The organism is Pseudofrankia asymbiotica (genome assembly GCF_001983105.1).
GTDB classification, from domain to species: Bacteria; Actinomycetota; Actinomycetes; order Frankiales; family Frankiaceae; genus Pseudofrankia; species Pseudofrankia asymbiotica.
This window is the reverse complement of the sequence record NZ_MOMC01000055.1, coordinates 21,540-36,794: the sequence shown is the minus strand read 5'-3', so window position 1 is coordinate 36,794 and position 15,255 is coordinate 21,540. Positions and strand designations below refer to the sequence as shown.

16 protein-coding genes are annotated in these 15,255 nt (G+C 70.6%); 7 read left to right on the top strand and 9 right to left on the bottom strand.

Going from position 1 to position 15,255, the window contains the following annotated elements; all coding sequences use genetic code 11:
* Positions 1-37: 37 nt before the first annotated feature.
* The 4 genes from BL253_RS26435 to BL253_RS44865 all read right to left on the bottom strand — a co-directional run bounded on the left by BL253_RS26435 (position 38) and on the right by BL253_RS44865 (position 2,690).
* Positions 38-940: a DUF72 domain-containing protein gene (locus BL253_RS26435; protein ID WP_076820022.1), complete on the bottom strand. Its 903-nt coding sequence runs from the start codon at positions 938-940 to the stop codon at positions 38-40.
* A 215-nt stretch (positions 941-1,155) separates the two neighbouring features.
* Complete coding sequence (locus tag BL253_RS26430) at positions 1,156-1,359, bottom strand: hypothetical protein (RefSeq protein ID WP_076820021.1); 204 nt, start codon at positions 1,357-1,359, stop codon at positions 1,156-1,158.
* 175 nt (positions 1,360-1,534) lie between these two features.
* On the bottom strand, positions 1,535-1,990 hold the full coding sequence (locus BL253_RS26425; protein WP_198946403.1) for a nitroreductase/quinone reductase family protein: 456 nt from the start codon (positions 1,988-1,990) through the stop codon (positions 1,535-1,537).
* A gap of 76 nt (positions 1,991-2,066) precedes the next feature.
* Complete coding sequence (locus tag BL253_RS44865; RefSeq protein WP_076820020.1) at positions 2,067-2,690, bottom strand: TetR/AcrR family transcriptional regulator; 624 nt, start codon at positions 2,688-2,690, stop codon at positions 2,067-2,069.
* A gap of 289 nt (positions 2,691-2,979) precedes the next feature.
* On the opposite strand from BL253_RS44865, the gene BL253_RS26415 reads away from it, so the two are divergent.
* Positions 2,980-5,142, top strand: a complete 2,163-nt coding sequence (locus tag BL253_RS26415) for an MMPL family transporter (protein ID WP_076820019.1) — start codon at positions 2,980-2,982, stop codon at positions 5,140-5,142.
* 131 nt (positions 5,143-5,273) lie between these two features.
* Here BL253_RS26415 and BL253_RS26410 read toward each other — a convergent pair whose 3' ends face one another.
* Positions 5,274-5,852, bottom strand: a complete 579-nt coding sequence (locus tag BL253_RS26410) for a hypothetical protein (RefSeq protein ID WP_076820038.1) — start codon at positions 5,850-5,852, stop codon at positions 5,274-5,276.
* Positions 5,853-6,503: 651 nt separating this feature from the next.
* On the opposite strand from BL253_RS26410, the gene BL253_RS26405 reads away from it, so the two are divergent.
* Entirely contained in the window at positions 6,504-7,580 is a 1,077-nt protein-coding gene (locus BL253_RS26405) for an aromatic ring-hydroxylating oxygenase subunit alpha (RefSeq protein WP_076820018.1), read from the top strand.
* 18 nt (positions 7,581-7,598) lie between these two features.
* The gene (locus BL253_RS26400) at positions 7,599-8,231 is read left to right on the top strand and encodes a tRNA-specific adenosine deaminase (RefSeq protein WP_076820017.1); all 633 of its coding nucleotides are present in this window, start codon (positions 7,599-7,601) and stop codon (positions 8,229-8,231) included.
* A 132-nt stretch (positions 8,232-8,363) separates the two neighbouring features.
* Here the strand turns inward: BL253_RS26400 and BL253_RS26395 are convergent, their stop codons facing one another.
* Positions 8,364-9,332 carry an aldo/keto reductase gene (locus BL253_RS26395; RefSeq protein WP_076820016.1) on the bottom strand — a complete coding sequence of 323 codons (969 nt, stop codon included), beginning with the start codon at positions 9,330-9,332 and terminating at the stop codon, positions 8,364-8,366.
* 458 nt (positions 9,333-9,790) lie between these two features.
* Positions 9,791-10,084: a cytochrome C oxidase subunit IV family protein gene (locus tag BL253_RS26385; protein ID WP_076820015.1), complete on the bottom strand. Its 294-nt coding sequence runs from the start codon at positions 10,082-10,084 to the stop codon at positions 9,791-9,793.
* A gap of 57 nt (positions 10,085-10,141) precedes the next feature.
* Between BL253_RS26385 and BL253_RS26380 the strand changes: the two genes are divergently transcribed.
* Together BL253_RS26380 and BL253_RS26375 are read left to right on the top strand one after the other, a co-directional pair.
* On the top strand, positions 10,142-10,720 hold the full coding sequence (locus BL253_RS26380; protein ID WP_076820014.1) for a TetR/AcrR family transcriptional regulator: 579 nt from the start codon (positions 10,142-10,144) through the stop codon (positions 10,718-10,720).
* 204 nt (positions 10,721-10,924) lie between these two features.
* Positions 10,925-11,869 carry an NADP-dependent oxidoreductase gene (locus BL253_RS26375; RefSeq protein WP_076820013.1) on the top strand — a complete coding sequence of 315 codons (945 nt, stop codon included), beginning with the start codon at positions 10,925-10,927 and terminating at the stop codon, positions 11,867-11,869.
* Here the strand turns inward: BL253_RS26375 and BL253_RS26370 are convergent.
* Entirely contained in the window at positions 11,866-12,354 is a 489-nt protein-coding gene (locus BL253_RS26370; RefSeq protein ID WP_241835153.1) for a MarR family winged helix-turn-helix transcriptional regulator, read from the bottom strand. The two genes, BL253_RS26375 and BL253_RS26370, sit on opposite strands and share 4 nt — an antisense overlap.
* 118 nt (positions 12,355-12,472) lie before the next feature.
* On the bottom strand, positions 12,473-13,111 hold the full coding sequence (locus BL253_RS26365) for a TetR/AcrR family transcriptional regulator (protein ID WP_198946402.1): 639 nt from the start codon (positions 13,109-13,111) through the stop codon (positions 12,473-12,475).
* Between the two features lie 189 nt (positions 13,112-13,300).
* Here BL253_RS26365 and BL253_RS26360 point away from each other — a divergent pair, with 189 nt between their 5' ends.
* Together BL253_RS26360 and BL253_RS26355 are read left to right on the top strand one after the other, a co-directional pair.
* Complete coding sequence (locus tag BL253_RS26360) at positions 13,301-14,878, top strand: NAD(P)/FAD-dependent oxidoreductase (RefSeq protein ID WP_076820011.1); 1,578 nt, start codon at positions 13,301-13,303, stop codon at positions 14,876-14,878.
* Entirely contained in the window at positions 14,835-15,236 is a 402-nt protein-coding gene (locus BL253_RS26355) for a helix-turn-helix transcriptional regulator (RefSeq protein WP_081438713.1), read from the top strand. Before BL253_RS26360 ends, BL253_RS26355 begins: the two co-directional genes overlap by 44 nt.
* The last annotated feature ends 19 nt before the right edge of the window (positions 15,237-15,255 follow it).

The following is a 15,255-nucleotide window of genomic DNA, read 5'->3' as shown; positions in this document are numbered from 1 at the left end:
TCACGGGCGGCGGTTCCGTGCCGATCACGGTCGCCGATCAGGCCTCGGCGGACGCGGCTACGGCGTCGGCCCCAAGCTGGTCGGCCAGCTGCCGCGCGTTTACGGGCGCGTAGTCGGCGAAGCAGTTGTTCATCAGCACGTGGGTGGTGGACGCCTCCTCCGCGAGGTGGCGCAGTTTAGGCGTCCACTCACGTAGCTCCTGGTCGCTGTACAGATATCCGAAGCGCTCGTGGACGTCCTTGCTGGTCCAGGTGTCGCGACGGCCGTGGAAGCGCACGACGGCGAGATCGGCGGTGGCGGCCGCGACCGGCGGTATCGAGCTGGGATAGCCCTGCGGCATGTCGACGCAGACATAGGGCACCGCGTAGGAGGCCAGGAAGTCGAGCGTCTCGCGCTGGTTACGCTCCTCCATCCAGGTCCGGTTGCGGAACTCGACGCAGATCGGCAACGGCGCGCAGCGTCGTTGGCACTCCAGGATGTACTTCTTGTTCGCGGCCCCGATGGGAAACCACTGCGGGAACTGGAACAGTACGGCGCCGAGCTTGCCGGCCCGCGCCAGCGGGTCGAGCGTCGTGAGGAAACGGTCCCACACCTCGTCCACGACGGCCGATGGCAGGTCGCGGGCATAGACGTTCTTTCGGTTCTCGGGGACCTTGGCACGCAGATCCCGATACAGCGCCGCCGGTCGGGTCGGATGCTGCGTGAGCAGGGAGAAGGCCTTGATGTCGAAGATGAAGTCCCGCGGACTGCGCTCGGCCCACGCGCGCACCGTGCGCTCGCTCGGGGGCGCGTAGTACGTCGCGTCCACCTCGACCAGCGGGAACCGCCGCGCGTAGTAGCGCAGCCGTTCCTCCGGTGTCCTGACCTCCGGCGGGTACCACCCCGACGCCAACAGGGTCGGGTCCGTCCAGGACGCCGTGCCGACCAGGATCCTGCCCACGCTCCACCTCCCGGCCCGTTCGTCCGTCTCCTCGACACCCGTCCGTCGTGGTCGTGCCCGGTGAAGCGATGGGTCACTCCGGTCCTGGACGAGCCGATGGCCCGGTGGAGATCGAGATCCATCCGACCTCCTCGCCCCACCAGAGGCCACGCAAGGCGCGCATGGTTGCCTGGAACCGCGAGAAAGTCGGCCCGGGCGCGGTCAGCGCTGGCCGGTCACGGGCGCGCCCGGCGACGGCTGAAGGCCAGCCAGGTCACGCAGCGCGCGATCACGGCGACGACGAAGGCGGCGACGACGTCCTGCCACAGGCTGTCGCCGTTCTCGACGAACAGGATCGCGATGGACTGCAACCCGATGAAGATGACGAGAAAGCACACCGTCTCGGCGCGATGGTTCCTGGATCTTCCCGTTCCTGCCATGAGCCGCCGGCCCCTTCCAGCTGGTTGCCGGGGCGTACGCGATCCTGCCCGCGGCAATGTGGCTGGAGCGTAGGCAGAATCGGGCCGGGGGTCCGAGAGCGGAACAGTAAAGAACCTCCCAGGTAAGAAATCGGACAGGCGGATCAGGGCGTCTCCGCGCACGGGCCGGGTGTGGTCAGGTCTCGCGGGGGGTCAGGCGGATGACCGGGAGCTCGCGGTCGGTCTTCTGCTGGTACTGGGCGAAACGGGGGGAGCTGGCGGTGATCTGCTGCCACGCGGCGTCGCGCGCCCTGCCGTGGAGCTGCTCGGCGGTCACGGCCACCTTCCGGCCAGCCGTCTCGACCTGGACCTCGTCGGGATGCGCGGCGAGGTTGTAGTACCAGGCCGGATTGCGGGGCGCGCCGGCGGCCGACGCCACGATGAACCAGCTGAACTCGCCGCCGGGGAAACAGGCGACCGGGGTCTCGCGCGCGGTTCCGGTCCTGCGGCCGATGGTCGTCAGGACCAGGGCGTCGGTGTTCATGGCCTGGCCGCTCTTGCGGATCCTCTTCGTCATCAGCTTGTTCGGCAAGCTGGTCCATTTGCCCGGTTGCCGGGCGCCGCGGGTGCCGTTCGGCGTGTCGAAGCTCATGGAGCTACCTCCAGGTCCCTGTGGCTTCCCTGAACTTGTGTCTTCCTGATGTGTCCTTTGCCCATCATCACCGCGTTCACCGCGCGGCTGCCCGATTGACTAAAGAAGGCCGCGTCGACGGTGCGGGAACGCCCAGCGCGCCGCACGCGGCGGCGAGCGTCGCGGCGCGGACGGCGGTGGGGTCGTCGTCCGGCGCGGCGTGGACCAGCCCCGCCCAGATGGCGCCGAGGGCGGCTCGGGCCCGCGCGCGGGCGGTCGTGTCCGGCTCGTCCTGGCCGGACAGCAGCTGCAGCAGCCGCCGGGACAGGTCGGTGTGCTCGGCGGTGGCGGGGCGGTGGTTGACGGACGGGTCCTGGGTGAGGACGCGGATCAGGTCCAGGTCCGCGGTGGCGATGTCGATGTAGGCGGCGAGCAGCGCGCGGCGGGCCGCGGGCGAGGCGCTCAGCGGTGTTCCCGTGACCAGCGCCCGCATCTGGTCGACGAAGGGGGCGGCCAGCGCCTTCAGCAGGTCGTCCTTGGTGCGGAAGTGGTAATAGAGGGCCGCCTTGGTGAACCCGAGCCGCTCGGCGAGCTCGCGGGTCGTCGTGGCCGCGAAGCCCTGGGAGACGAACAGCTCGCGCGCCGTGCTGAGGATCTGCTCTCGGGTGCCCGCCGGCGGGGTCACGCCGCCCGTCAGGGCCGTGGCGGCAGCGCTTGCCATACGGGCTTTCTCCTCACAGCGGTGTCTGTCATCCGGCCGGTCCGGGCCGGGACCGGGGCTTGATTGTAGGGCGTTGACATCCTCACATTCACTTGACGTGCGCCCGGTCGGAGGCGCGCTCCGCCCGTGTACACGCGGGGAATCTACTTGACGGGCGCCTAGTAAGTCCCTTGTCGGGCGCCAGGTATGCTCCCCTCCGTTGGCGCGGTCGGTCCGACCGCTTCGCGACCCGGGACCGGTAGCCGGCCAGGCACGGCCGGCCCTCCCGAGCTCGGGAAAGGAGCCGCACATGTTCGCCGCGCTCGGCCGATTCGTGGTGCGCCGCCGGTGGTGGGTGATCGCCGCGTGGGTCGTGGCGGCGGTCGCGATCGTGGCCTCCGCGCCGAAGCTGAAGTCGACCAGCGACGAGGCGTCCTTCCTGCCGAGCCACTACGAGTCGATCCAGGCGCAGAACGTGCAGGAGGAGGCGTTCCCGCAGGCGGCGACGCCCGCGGCGATCGTGGTGCTCGAACGCGCCGACGGCGCGGCGCTGACCGCGGCCGACTCGGCGAAGGTGGCCGAGATCGGCGCGGCGCTGACCGCGGCCAAGGTGCCGAACGTGACCGCGGTCCAGACTGGGAAGCCATCCCCGAACAAGCTGATCCAGACGATCGGCGTGCAGATGACCGAGCTCTCCGGCGCGAACGACAAGCGCCAGAGCGACGCGGCCAAGGTCCTGCGTGCCGACCTTCAGGAGAAACTGGCGGGCACCGCGCTGAAGGGCGGCATCACCGGCACCGCCGCGCAGGCACTCGACTCGGAGAAGTCCGGCAACCGGGCCGAGGCGATCATCGGCATAGCCACGATCGGCCTCATCATCATCCTGCTGCTGGTGATCTTCCGTAGCCCGATCATCGCGCTGCTGCCGATCATCACCATCGGCCTGGTCTCGCAGATCGCGACCGGGTTCATCGGCTGGGCCAACGAGGCGTTCAACCTCAAGACCGACAGCTCCGTGACGTCGCTGCTGATCGTGGTGCTGTTCGGCGTCGGTACCGACTACATCCTGTTCCTGATGTTCCGCTACCGGGAACGCCTACGGGCAGGTGAGGACCCGAAGACGGCGATGGTCGCCGCGGTCACCCGGGTGGGCGAGGCGATCGCCTCGGCCGCCGGCGCCGTCATCATCGCCTTCCTGATCCTCAGCCTGTCCACGCTCGGGCTGTTCAAGTCGCTCGGCCCGGCGCTGGCCATCGCCGTCGCGGTCACCCTGCTCGCCGGGCTCACGCTCATTCCCGCCATCGTGTCCCTGCTGGGGACCCGCGTGTTCTGGCCGTCGAAGAGCTGGCGCCGCGAGCCGACCGGTGCCCGCTTCGCCGCGATCGGCACCGCGATGGGCCGCCACCCCGGCCGGTTCGCCCTCGCCTCGGGCGGCGTCCTCGTGGCGCTGTCCATCGCCGCGCTCGGCTTCCACCCGAACTTCGACCTCAGCGGCGGCTCCACCGCGAGCGACGCGGAGTCCAGCGTCTACAACGACGAGCTCCTCAAGGGCCTGCCAGCGGGCGCCACCGAGCCCACCCAGATCTACCTGCGCTCCACCGCGCACACGGCCCTGACTGGCACCGAGACCGCCGCCTACCACGACGCGCTGGCCAAGGTCGGCGGCGTCGGCCAGGTCGCCCCCGCCGAGCTGTCCCCGGACAGGACCGTCGCGTACTACCAGGTCACGCTCGCGGACAAGCCCGAGTCGAGCACGGCGATCGACACCGTCCGCGGCCCGCTGCGCTCGACCGCGCACACCGCGGCACCGGCCGGCACCACCGCCGTCGTCGGCGGCATCACCGCCGTCTACGTCGACATCCAGAAGGCTGTCAACCACGACTACACGGTCGTCTTCCCCATCGCCGCCMTTCTGATCATGCTGATTCTCGGCCTCCTGCTGCGCAGCGTCGTCGCCCCGCTGTACCTGATGCTCTCCGTCGGGCTCGGCTTCACGGCGACCCTGGGCGCCACGGTTCTGATCTTCCAGCACGCCGGCGGGGAACCCGGCCTGATCTTCATGCTGCCGATCATCATGTATCTGTTCGTCGTCGCTCTGGGCACCGACTACAACATCCTGATGATCGCCCGGCTTCGGGAAGAGGCCCGCGAGGGCCGCGATCCCCGCGAGGCCGCCGCGATGTCGCTGCGGCACACCGGCCCCACGGTCGCCGCCGCCGGCGTCATCCTGGCCGGGACCTTCGCCTCGCTCATGCTCGCCGGCAACTCCACCCTGACCCAGATGGGATTCGCGATCTCCTTCGGCATCGCCGTCGCGGCCTTCGTCATGGCGATGTTCTTCACCCCGTCGCTCACGGCACTCATCGGCCACGCGGCCTGGTGGCCCGGCCACGCCGACACCGGCCCGCCCACCGAGGGCCGCACCGTCGAGATCCCCCACCAGGGCGGCTCCCACCGGCGAACCCGCATCTGACCCCGGCCACCTGGCCGGACGGCCTGACCGGTCGCGGGGCGCCCTTGCCCCACGACCGGTCAGGCCCGCCGTACCTTCTCCGAAGGTCGCGCGGGCGGGCGCCCCCGCGCCCGACGGTCGGAACGCCCTGCTCAGGCGTCGCGCTCAGACTCAGACGCGGGCTCGGGCCGGTCGGTCCCCGGCGGCTGGGCCGGCGCGCGGCGGATGATCGCCTGGAGCTGCCCGCGCAGCGCCGGGTCGCGATGGGCGTCGACCGACCGGTTCAGCGAGACGCCCGCCTTCCAGAGAAGCTGGAATATCTCCATCAGCGGGCCGGTCTGCCCGCTCAGGTCGTAGGTCGTGTCGTCCTCGGCCAGGGTGAACCGCGCGGGAACCAGCCCGTTGACCAGCGCGCTGCGGGCCCAGTCGATCTGGATGGCGTGTGTGGACGGATCGACGAGCACCACGATCTTTCCGGCGTCCAGGCTCGCCCTGCGGCTCTCGCCGGCGAGCAGCCGGKCCGCCGTGTCGAACGCGAGGCCCGATCCCGTCACGTGCAGGCTGACCCTGACCTCCGGGTGGCCACCGGTGCCCGTGCCCGTCTCGGTCAGGCCGGTCACGAGAGCCAGCGCCAGGGTCCCTCGCCGATCGGTGATCGTGGACCCGGTGATCGTGGACCCGGTGATCGTGGACCCGGTGGTCGTCCGCGTCTGGGGAGAGCGCCCGAACATCAGCATGCTCCTGTCTCGGAATTGCGCGTCCTCGGCCGGGGCCACCAGCCGCGCCGGGCCCGGGATGATCTCCCACCCGCTCCCGTGCGCCGCCCACCGTGCCTGACGCTCGCCCGAAGGACGGAATCGTATCTGTTCGGTCCGTCACAGACCCTCTTTGCGCCCCGCCCCCGATGCCACCATTGTGATCATCCGGCTTCCCAGGTCGGGCGCGGATCCTGGTCTCGCGTGCCCGCCGGTAGCCCTGTGGCCCCCGTCGGTCGACACGCCGTTTTTCGACGAACGCCACCGGCTCGTAACCACGGTGGCGGAGAGTCGGGTAGCTCCGTGGCCGGATGACCCCGCGGACAGAAGGAGGTGTGTCGGATGAGGACGAGGCAGGACCGTCGCGTGGACGTACGCCGCCATGTCCACCGGCATGCCTGGACCCGCGGGCGGATCGCGCACGGCGCCTGACGCTGGCGACGCCCACCACCACGCTCTCCGGGCTGCCRCCCCGTTCCGGCTGGCCCCGCGCCAACCAGCGCCTCGTCGTGCCCGTCCGGTGGCGGCCCACCAGCTCTCTCGCGTGCCCAGCAGCCCTCTCGCGTGCCCGGCGGCGCGCGATTCCCACCCGTTCCGAACCCTTCCGAATCCCTTCCGAGGCTTCCGATGGCTGACGCACCTGGCACGCTCGCCGCTCCGGCGACGCTTCCCACCGACTGCACCTTCGACCCGGACGACTGGGCGATCCTCGCCCGGCACTGGTACCCGGTCGCGCTGTCCCGCGAGGTCCGCGACCAGCCGGTCGGGGCCCGCCTGCTCGACGAGCGGCTCGTCGTCTACCGGGCCGGCGACGCCGTCGTCGTCGCCCGCGACCTGTGCCCCCACCGCGGCGTCCCGCTGACCCTGGGCAAGGGCGACGGCGAGACCATCGCCTGCGCGTACCACGGCCTGCGGTTCGGCGCCGCCGGCGCCTGCGTCGCGATACCCGCGCATCCCCAGGCGAAGATCCCCGCCCGGATGACCCTGACGACCTACCCCGCCGTCGAGCGCTACGGACTGGTCTGGACCTGCCTGCGCCCGGATTCGGACCCGGATCCGGCCCCAGGCGGGCCGCCGGCACCGGTCATCCCGCGGATGCCGCACTGGGATGACCCCGGCTTCCAGCGGGTTACCTGCCCGCCTTTCGACGTCGCCGCGTTCGCCGRCCGGCAAATGGAAGGCTTCCTCGACGTCGCGCACTTCGCCTTCGTGCACACCGCCACGTTCGCCGACCCGGACAACGCGCAGGTCCCCGAGTACTCACCCACCCCGACCGAACACGGCTTCGTCGCCGACTACTGGAGCACCGTCGCCAACTATCCCCGCGGCGGCCCGCAGGGCGACCCCGAATTCCGCTGGCTGCGCCACTTCGAGGCCCACCTGCCGTTCACCGGCGTGCTCGTCGTGCACTTCCCGGACGACGACCGCCTTGTGATCATGAATGCCGCGTCTCCCGTCTCCGCCCGGCGGACCAGGATGTTCGCGCCGATCGCGAAGAACTTCTCCACCGACCAGCCCGACCAGGAGATCTACGACTTCAATCTGCGGATCTTCGAGGAGGACCGGGCGATCGTCGAGGCACAGCGGCCCGAGAACCTCCCGCTCGACCCTCGCATCGAGGTCAACATCGTCGCCGACCGCAGCTCCGTCGCCTACCGCCGTGGCCTGCGCGCCCTTGGTCTGAGCCACTTCTTCACCGCCTGAACAGGAAGTTCACCCTTGATGAACCCCATCCCCGCGGCGCCCGCCATCCGTACCGCCGCCACCGCGCTCGACATCGCCCTGCCCGCCTGGGTCGACGAGGAGGTCCGCGCGGCCGGGGGCGTGCTCCCGGACGTCGAGGACCGGATGCGCCTCGTGCACCGGCTCGCGGCCCGCAACCACCAGGAAGGCAGCGGCGGCCCGTTCGCCGCCGCCGTCGCCAACCCCGACACCGGCGAGATCTACGCCGCCGGCGTCAACCTCGTCCTCGCCACCGGCGTGTCGGCGATGCACGCCGAGGTCGTGGCCCTCTCCTTCGCCCAGACCCGCCTCGGGCTCTGGGACCTGAGCGCCATCGGCACTCCGGTCGAGCTCGTCGTGAACTGGCGGCCCTGCGTCATGTGCTACGGCGCTGTCCTGTGGTCCGGCGTCCAGCTGCTCACCATCGCCGGCGACGGCGAGGAGCTCGAAACGCTCACGGGCTTCGATGAAGGGCCGATGCGCGATGACTGGGCCGAGCAGTTCGCCCACCGCGGTATCACCGTGCGTACCGACATCCTCCGCGACGAAGCCCTGAAGGTCTTCGCGGACTACGGCAGCCGTGAGGACGTCATCGTCTACAACGCCCGCCGCGGCGCCGCCACGGCGGACTGAACCCGCCATCGGCCAGGGAGCGGGCCATGCCGTGGGGAGCGTCAGGCCAGCTTGACGCTCCTGGGTGTTCGGTGTTCGGTACTGACCGAACACCGAACACCGAACACCGAACGTCGGGGACGCTGACCGCGGTCAGTTTTCGATCATCCGCATCTGCTCCTCGTTGTAGTGGTCACCGACGGCGGGGGTGAGGCGGTCGAGGCGGTCGATCTGTTCGGGAGTCAGGGTGACCTGGTCGGCGGCGGCGTTCTCCTCGACGCGGGTGACCCGCTTGGTGCCGGGGATCGGGGCGATGTCGTCACCCTTGGTGAGTAGCCAGGCCAGCGCGACCTGGGCGGGTGTGGCGCCCACCTCGGCGGCCACGGCGGCGACCTCGTCGACGCTGCGCAGGTTGCGGTCGAAGTTCTCGGTGGAGAACCGGGGGTTGCCGCGGCGGAAGTCGGCGTCGTCGAGCTCGTTGGCGGAGCGGATCTGGCCGGTGAGGAAGCCGCGGCCCAGCGGCGAGTACGGCACGAAGCCGATGCGCAGCTCGCGCAGCAGCGGCAGCACCGCCGGCTCCGGGTCGCGGGTCCACAGGGAGTACTCCGACTGCAGCGCGGTGATCGGGTGGACGGCGTGGGCCCGGCGGATCGTGGTCACTCCGGCCTCGGAGAGCCCGATGTGACGGATCTTCCCCGCGACGACCAGTTCGGCCAGGGCGCCGACGGTGTCCTCGATCGGGGTGTTCGGGTCGACCCGGTGCTGGTAGTAGAGGTCGATGTGGTCGGTGCCCAGCCGGCGCAGCGATCCCTCGACGGCGGCCCGCACGTTCGCCGGGCCGCTGTCGAGCCCGTCGCGGCCGGTGTGGGAGATCATCCCGAACTTCGTCGCGAGCACCACGCCGTCCCGCCGGCCCTTGAGCGCCCGGCCGACCAGTTCCTCGTTGGTGTACGGCCCGTAGACCTCGGCGGTGTCGAGGAAGGTGACCCCGAGGTCCAGCGCCCGGTGAATGGTCCGGATCGACTCGTCGTCRTCGCCCGGCCCGATGTACGCGGTCGACATACCCATCGCGCCCAGGCCGATCCGCGAGACATCCAGGTCGCCCAGCTTGGCGTGCTTCATTGTCAGGTCCTTCCTTCCATGCGGCGCGTGGGTGTTCAGAGGCGGATGAGGACCTTGAGCGCTCCCCGGTCCGCCATCGCCTGGTACCCGTCCGGTGTGTCCTCAAGTCCGATGGTTCGGTCGAAGACGCGGCCGGGCTAGACGGTGCTGTCGAGCACGTCTGGTAGCAGTTGCTCGATGTATGTCCGGGCTGGGGCGACGCCGCCGGTGAGGGTGACGCTGCGGAAGAAGACATCGGAAGTCCATCGGCACCTCGGCATACTGGGGCGCGCCGACCCTGCTCGTCCACACCGCGCCAGCTGGTACCCCGACCGCGGACGGCCTCAAGCTCCTCGCCAGCTGGCCGCCACGGCCGAGGCCGCCGGCGAACTCGCACGCCACTGATCAACGCGTTCCGCGGAGCCGGCGCGGCTGGTCCGTTCGCGCAGCGGGAGATCATCGGTGGTGGTGCCGACCTGCTATGCGGCGGCCTTCCCCGCGAAGTAAAGGCCGAGCAGGGCGGCGGCCATGAGCACGACCCAGAGATCGGTGAGTCGGCGGAGCGGCGCGGGCGCGTGCCGTACCTCCATGAACTCCCGCATGATGATCCTGACCTTGATCAGGGCGAGGGCGATCGCGCTGACGGTGACGACGGTGCTCGCCGTCGGGGCGTCGTGGTCGTCGGCCGAGTGGTCGATCCACAGGTAGATCACCGTGATGGCTGACAGGACGAGCCAGACGGCGAGGAGTCTTTTGTTGAACGTGGTTCCCACGGATCACCTCGCGACGTAGAGCAGGGCGAAGATCAGAACCCAGAGGAAGTCGACGGTGTGCCAGTACGTGGCGCAGGTCTCGACGATCTCCTGGGAGCGTCCCCGGCCCAGGTACGCGTGATCACCGCCGCGCTCGGGCTGTTCGGCGAGTACGGCGTGGCCGGAACCTCGCTGCAGATGATCGCCGACGCGATGGGGGTCACCAAGGCGGCGGTCTACCACCAGTTCAAGACCAAGGACGAGATCGTCATCGCGACGGCCGACCACGAGCTGGTCACGCTTGAGGCGGCCGTCGAGGACGCCGAGGCGGTACCGGGCAGCGTGGAGGCGCGCCGGGTCCTGCTGCGGCAGCTAGTCGATTTCTCCGTGCGCAACCGCGCGCAGGTCCGGGCCTGGCAGGGCGACCCCGCGATGATGCGGGTCCTCGCGAAGCACGAGCCGTTCAGCCGCCTCACCAGGCGCATGTTCGCCCTGCTCGCGGACGACGACAGCGAGACCGACTGGAGCATCCCCGCCGCGATGCTCGCCGCCGCCATCACCGCCGTCGGCCAGCCCGCGCTCGCGGCGCTCGACCCGACGCTCTTGTGGGAGCGCGTCTTCCACTACGCGTGCCGTCTGCTCGACCTCCACGACTGAGCCCGACACGGGCCCGTCGCGGCTGGGTCTGGCGACCATCGGCGAGCAGGTCGATCGCCTCGGCGACCGACGGCGCCCGAGCCCGCGACCCTGCCCCGCGCGTCGTGATGGCGGTCACTGGAACTCGTCGGCATCGTTTCGAACTGGAAGCGGTTACGTTGCCATGTACTTCCAGTTCGAAGCAGTTTCGTCCGAGGAGACACGATGAAGGCAGTGCGCTTCCACGAGTTCGGCGCCAGCGACGTCCTGGTCCACGAGGAGGTCGACCGGCCGTCGCCGGGCGCCGGGCAGGTGCTCATCCGGGTCGCCGGCGTCACGTTMAACCCCGCCGACGCGGCGATCCGCGCCGGTTACCTGCAGGAGGTGCTCCCCGTTCACCTCCCGCATGTGCCAGGCGTCGATGTGTCCGGAACGGTCGCCGAGCTCGGCGCGGACGTCCAGGGATGGCGGATCGGTGACGCGGTCGTGGCGTTCCTGCCGCTGACCGGGGACGGCGCGTCCGCCGAGTACGCGCTTGCTCCGGCTGAGGTCCTGGCCGCCGCGCCGCGCGGCGTCGACCTGGCCGACGCGGCGACGCTGCCGGCGGTGGGGCTGACCGCCTGGCAGGCGCTGTTCGAACACGCCGAGCTGACGGCCGGCCAGACAGTTCTGATCAACGGTGCGGGCGGGGGCGTCGGCGGATACGCTGTTCAGCTGGCCAGGCAGGCAGGAGCCGTGGTCACCGCGACCGCGAGCGCGCGCAGCGCCGACCGCGTCAGCGGCTACGGTGCCGACCGGATCATCGACTACACCGCCACCCCGGTGACGACGGCCGCGGCCGACGACCGGTTCGACGTCGTGCTCAACCTGGTGAGCACCTCGGAGCCCGAGACCGCGGATCTGGTCGGCCTGGTCGCGGACGGCGGGATCCTGGTCAGCGCCACCACCCCGGCGCTTCCCGACGCCGAACGCGCCGTCCGCACCGCGCGCGTCGCCGTGCGCGGCGACGCCACCCAGCTCGCCGAGCTCGTCGCCCGCGTCGAGACCGGCGACCTGCGGCTGTACGTCGCCGACCGCCGCCCCCTCGCCGACCTCGCGGCCGTCCACGCGCAGGCGGACGCCGGAGAGCTCGCCGGCAGGACCCTCCTGACTCCCGGCGGTGGCCGCTAGCCGCCGGCCGCCTTTCTGCGTCGTTGGGTGGCGGAGGGCACCAGGGTGCGCAGGCGGTCGCGGACCGCGCTGAGGGTGACGGCCAGCGCCTCGACCTGGCTGTCGTCGAGCACCGAGAAGAACCCCTGCCGTACCGCGTCGAGGTGGCCGGGCATGACGCGGGCGAGGATGTCCCGCCCCGCGTCGGTGATCGCGGCGGTCACGGAGCGGTCGTCGTGCGGCGAGGGGGTGCGCTGGATGAGCCCCGCGTCCTCGAGGAGGCGGGCCTGGTAGCTCAGGCCGCTGCGGCTGTGGACGGCGCTGTCGGCGAGGTCGGTCATCCGCATGCGGCCGTCGGGGGCGTCGGCCAGCCGGGCGAGCAGGACGAACTGCGGGTAGCTGAGGTTCCCGTCCCTGCGCACCTGGTCATCCACCAGGAGCTGCAGGAGGCTGCCCGCTTCCATGAAGGCGAAGTACGCCTCGATGCGACGGGCATCGAGATCCACAAGCCCTCCCCTTTGCCACGGCCTGACAGCAGGCTAGCCGACTACTTCGAACTGGAAGCAGCGTCCCGGCCGTCGCGCGCCGCCACGACGACGGGCGCACCGGGCGTCTCCGGCCGAACTATTCACGGTGATCGGGCGCGGTGGGTCTCGCCGTGACGGGTAGGTGGGCGCGGACGAAGAGGGCGACGTTCGCGCGAAGGGCGGCGTCCACGTCGGGGGAGCCGAGGTCCGGGGGCGCGGACAGGGCGAAGGTGCCGAGCTCGGTCATCTGCCAGGAGGCCCCGGTGACCAGGGTGACGAACTGGCCGGCGGCGCGGGCCGGGTCGTCGATGGACAGCGCGCCGGCGTGGGCGAGGCGGGCGAGGCTGCCGATGAGGGCCGGCCAGACGGGTGTGGCGACGCGGGAAMGCCACAGGGCAAGAAGCTGTGGATGACGGGGTGCCTCGGTCTGGACGAGCAGGCGTAGGGACGTGGTGCTCGGGCTGGCGTAGACCCTGGTGACCCGGCGGGCGAGGTCGAGGAGGTAGGCGGCCGCGTCGTCGACGCTGTCCATCCGGTCGGGGAACGCCTCCGTCGCGTCGCGCAGCGCGTCGAGGTTCGCCGAGATCCGCTCGTCGACGACGGCGAGGAAGAGCTTCTCCTTGTCGCCGAAGTGGTTGTAGACGGTCTGGCGGGAGACCGGGGTCGCGGAGGCGATGTCGTCGAGGCTCGTCGCCGCGTAGCCCCGCCGCGCGAAGACCTCGAAGGCGGTCCTCATGATCGCTTCGCGTTTGGCCAGCCGGYCACGGGCCGGCGCGGCGGCGCTCGCACCCGCTGCGTCGGTGGCCACGAGCACACGCTACCCTCCTGGACTCGTGTGGTCAGAAATTTGGACTCTACTGTCCAGATAAGTGGACCGAAGAGTCTCGCCTGGCCCGCTTCCGATCGCGACCAAGGAGAGGGAGACATGGCATCGCCCGAGGTTCCGCACACGGTGGTCATCGGCGCCGGCCCGGCTGGCCTGACCGCCGCCTACCAGCTGGCCGCCCGCGGCGCGGCCGTCACGGTGTTCGAGGCCGACGACGTCGTCGGCGGCATCAGTCGCACGGTCGAGCGCGACGGCTGGCGGTTCGACATCGGCGGGCACCGGTTCTTCACGAAGGTCGCCGCCGTCGAGGCGCTGTGGCGGGAGATCCTGCCCGCCCAGGACTTTCTGCTCCGGCCGCGGATGAGCCGGATCTACTACCAGGGAAAGCTCTACGACTACCCGCTGCGCGCGCTCAACGCGCTGCGCAACCTCGGGCCGGGACGCGCGGCGCTCGCCATCGGGTCCTACGCCCGCGCGCGGCTGCGCCCGCCGCCGGACCAGAGCAACTATGAGGCCTGGCTCGTCGCGCGCTTCGGCTGGCGGCTCTACCGCACCTTCTTCAAGACGTACACCGAGAAGCTCTGGGGAATCCCGGTCAGCGAGATGCCGGCCGACTGGGCCGCGCAGCGGGTGAAGAACCTCTCCCTGTCCTCCGCGATCGTCAACGCCGTGCTCCCGAGGCGGAACCAGAAGGACATCACCAGCCTGATAGAGGAGTTCCACTACCCGAAGTACGGCCCGGGCATGATGTGGGAGTCCTGCCGTGACAAGGTCGAGAAGATGGGCGGCACGGTCACCATGGACACCGCCGTCGCCACCATTCACCACGAGCGGGGCCGCGCGGTCGCCGTCACCGTCCTCTCGAGGACTGGCGAGCGGACACGCGTGCCGGCCGACCAGGTGATCTCGTCGACGCCGCTGCCAGCCCTGGTGCTGGGMATGGACCCGCCGGCGCCGCCCGCGGTCGTCGAGGCGGCGAAGGACCTGCGCTACCGCGACTACCTCACCGTCGCGCTGGTCGTTCCCGCCGAGTTCAGCTTTCCCGACAACTGGATCTACATCCACGACCCGGGCGTCAGGGTCGGCCGCATCCAGAACTACGGCTCCTGGTCGCCCTACCTGGTCAAGGAAGGGCGGACCTGTCTCGGCCTGGAGTACTTCGTCTTCGAGGGCGACGACATGTGGTCGAAACCGGACGACGAGCTGATCGGGCTCGGCACCCGGGAGCTGGAAATGCTCGGACTCGTGCGCCGCGGCGCGGTCGAGCGTGGCTACGTGGTGCGCGTGGCGAAGGCGTACCCGACCTACGACCAGTACTACCGGCGCAACGTCGAGATCATGCGCGAATGGCTCGCCGAGAACGTCCCCAACGTCCACCCCGTAGGCCGCAACGGCATGCACCGTTACAATAACGCCGACCATTCCATGCTCACGGCCATGCTGACGGTGGAGAACATCCTCGACGGCACCCGCCACGACGTCTGGACCGTCAACGTCGAGGAGGAATACCACGAGCAGAGGAAGACGGGCGCGACCTCCGGCGCCCTGACCGGCACCGGTACCGGCCGCGACGCGCCGATCATCCCGCGCGGGGCCGACGCGCGGCGGCCGGCCAGGGATACTTCGAGGTGTGGTGCCGCGGGCTCGTCATCTGTTGCGGGCCAAGGATCTGGCTGACGGCCGGTACTTCGAGGCGCTCACCGTGGCGGAACTGGCGCGGGCCGCGGGGCTGTCGCCGGCGTACTTCAGCCGGGAGTTCCGGCGGGTGTTCGGCGAGTCGCCGCACCAGTACCTGCTGACCCGCCGCCTGGAGCGCGCGGCGGCGCTGCTGCGCAACACCGACCGTTCCGTGACCGACATCTGCTTCGACGTCGGGCTCACCAGCGTCGGATCCTTCCTCACCAGCTTCCGCCGGGTGTACGGCGTGACGCCGTCGGCGTACCGCGCCGGCTTTCCACCCGCGCGCCGCCACATCCGGATTCCGGACTGCGTCGCCCGGGCCTACGGCCGGCCGGCCCGCACACCGCACGTTTGAAGAAGTCGAGACCTGATCC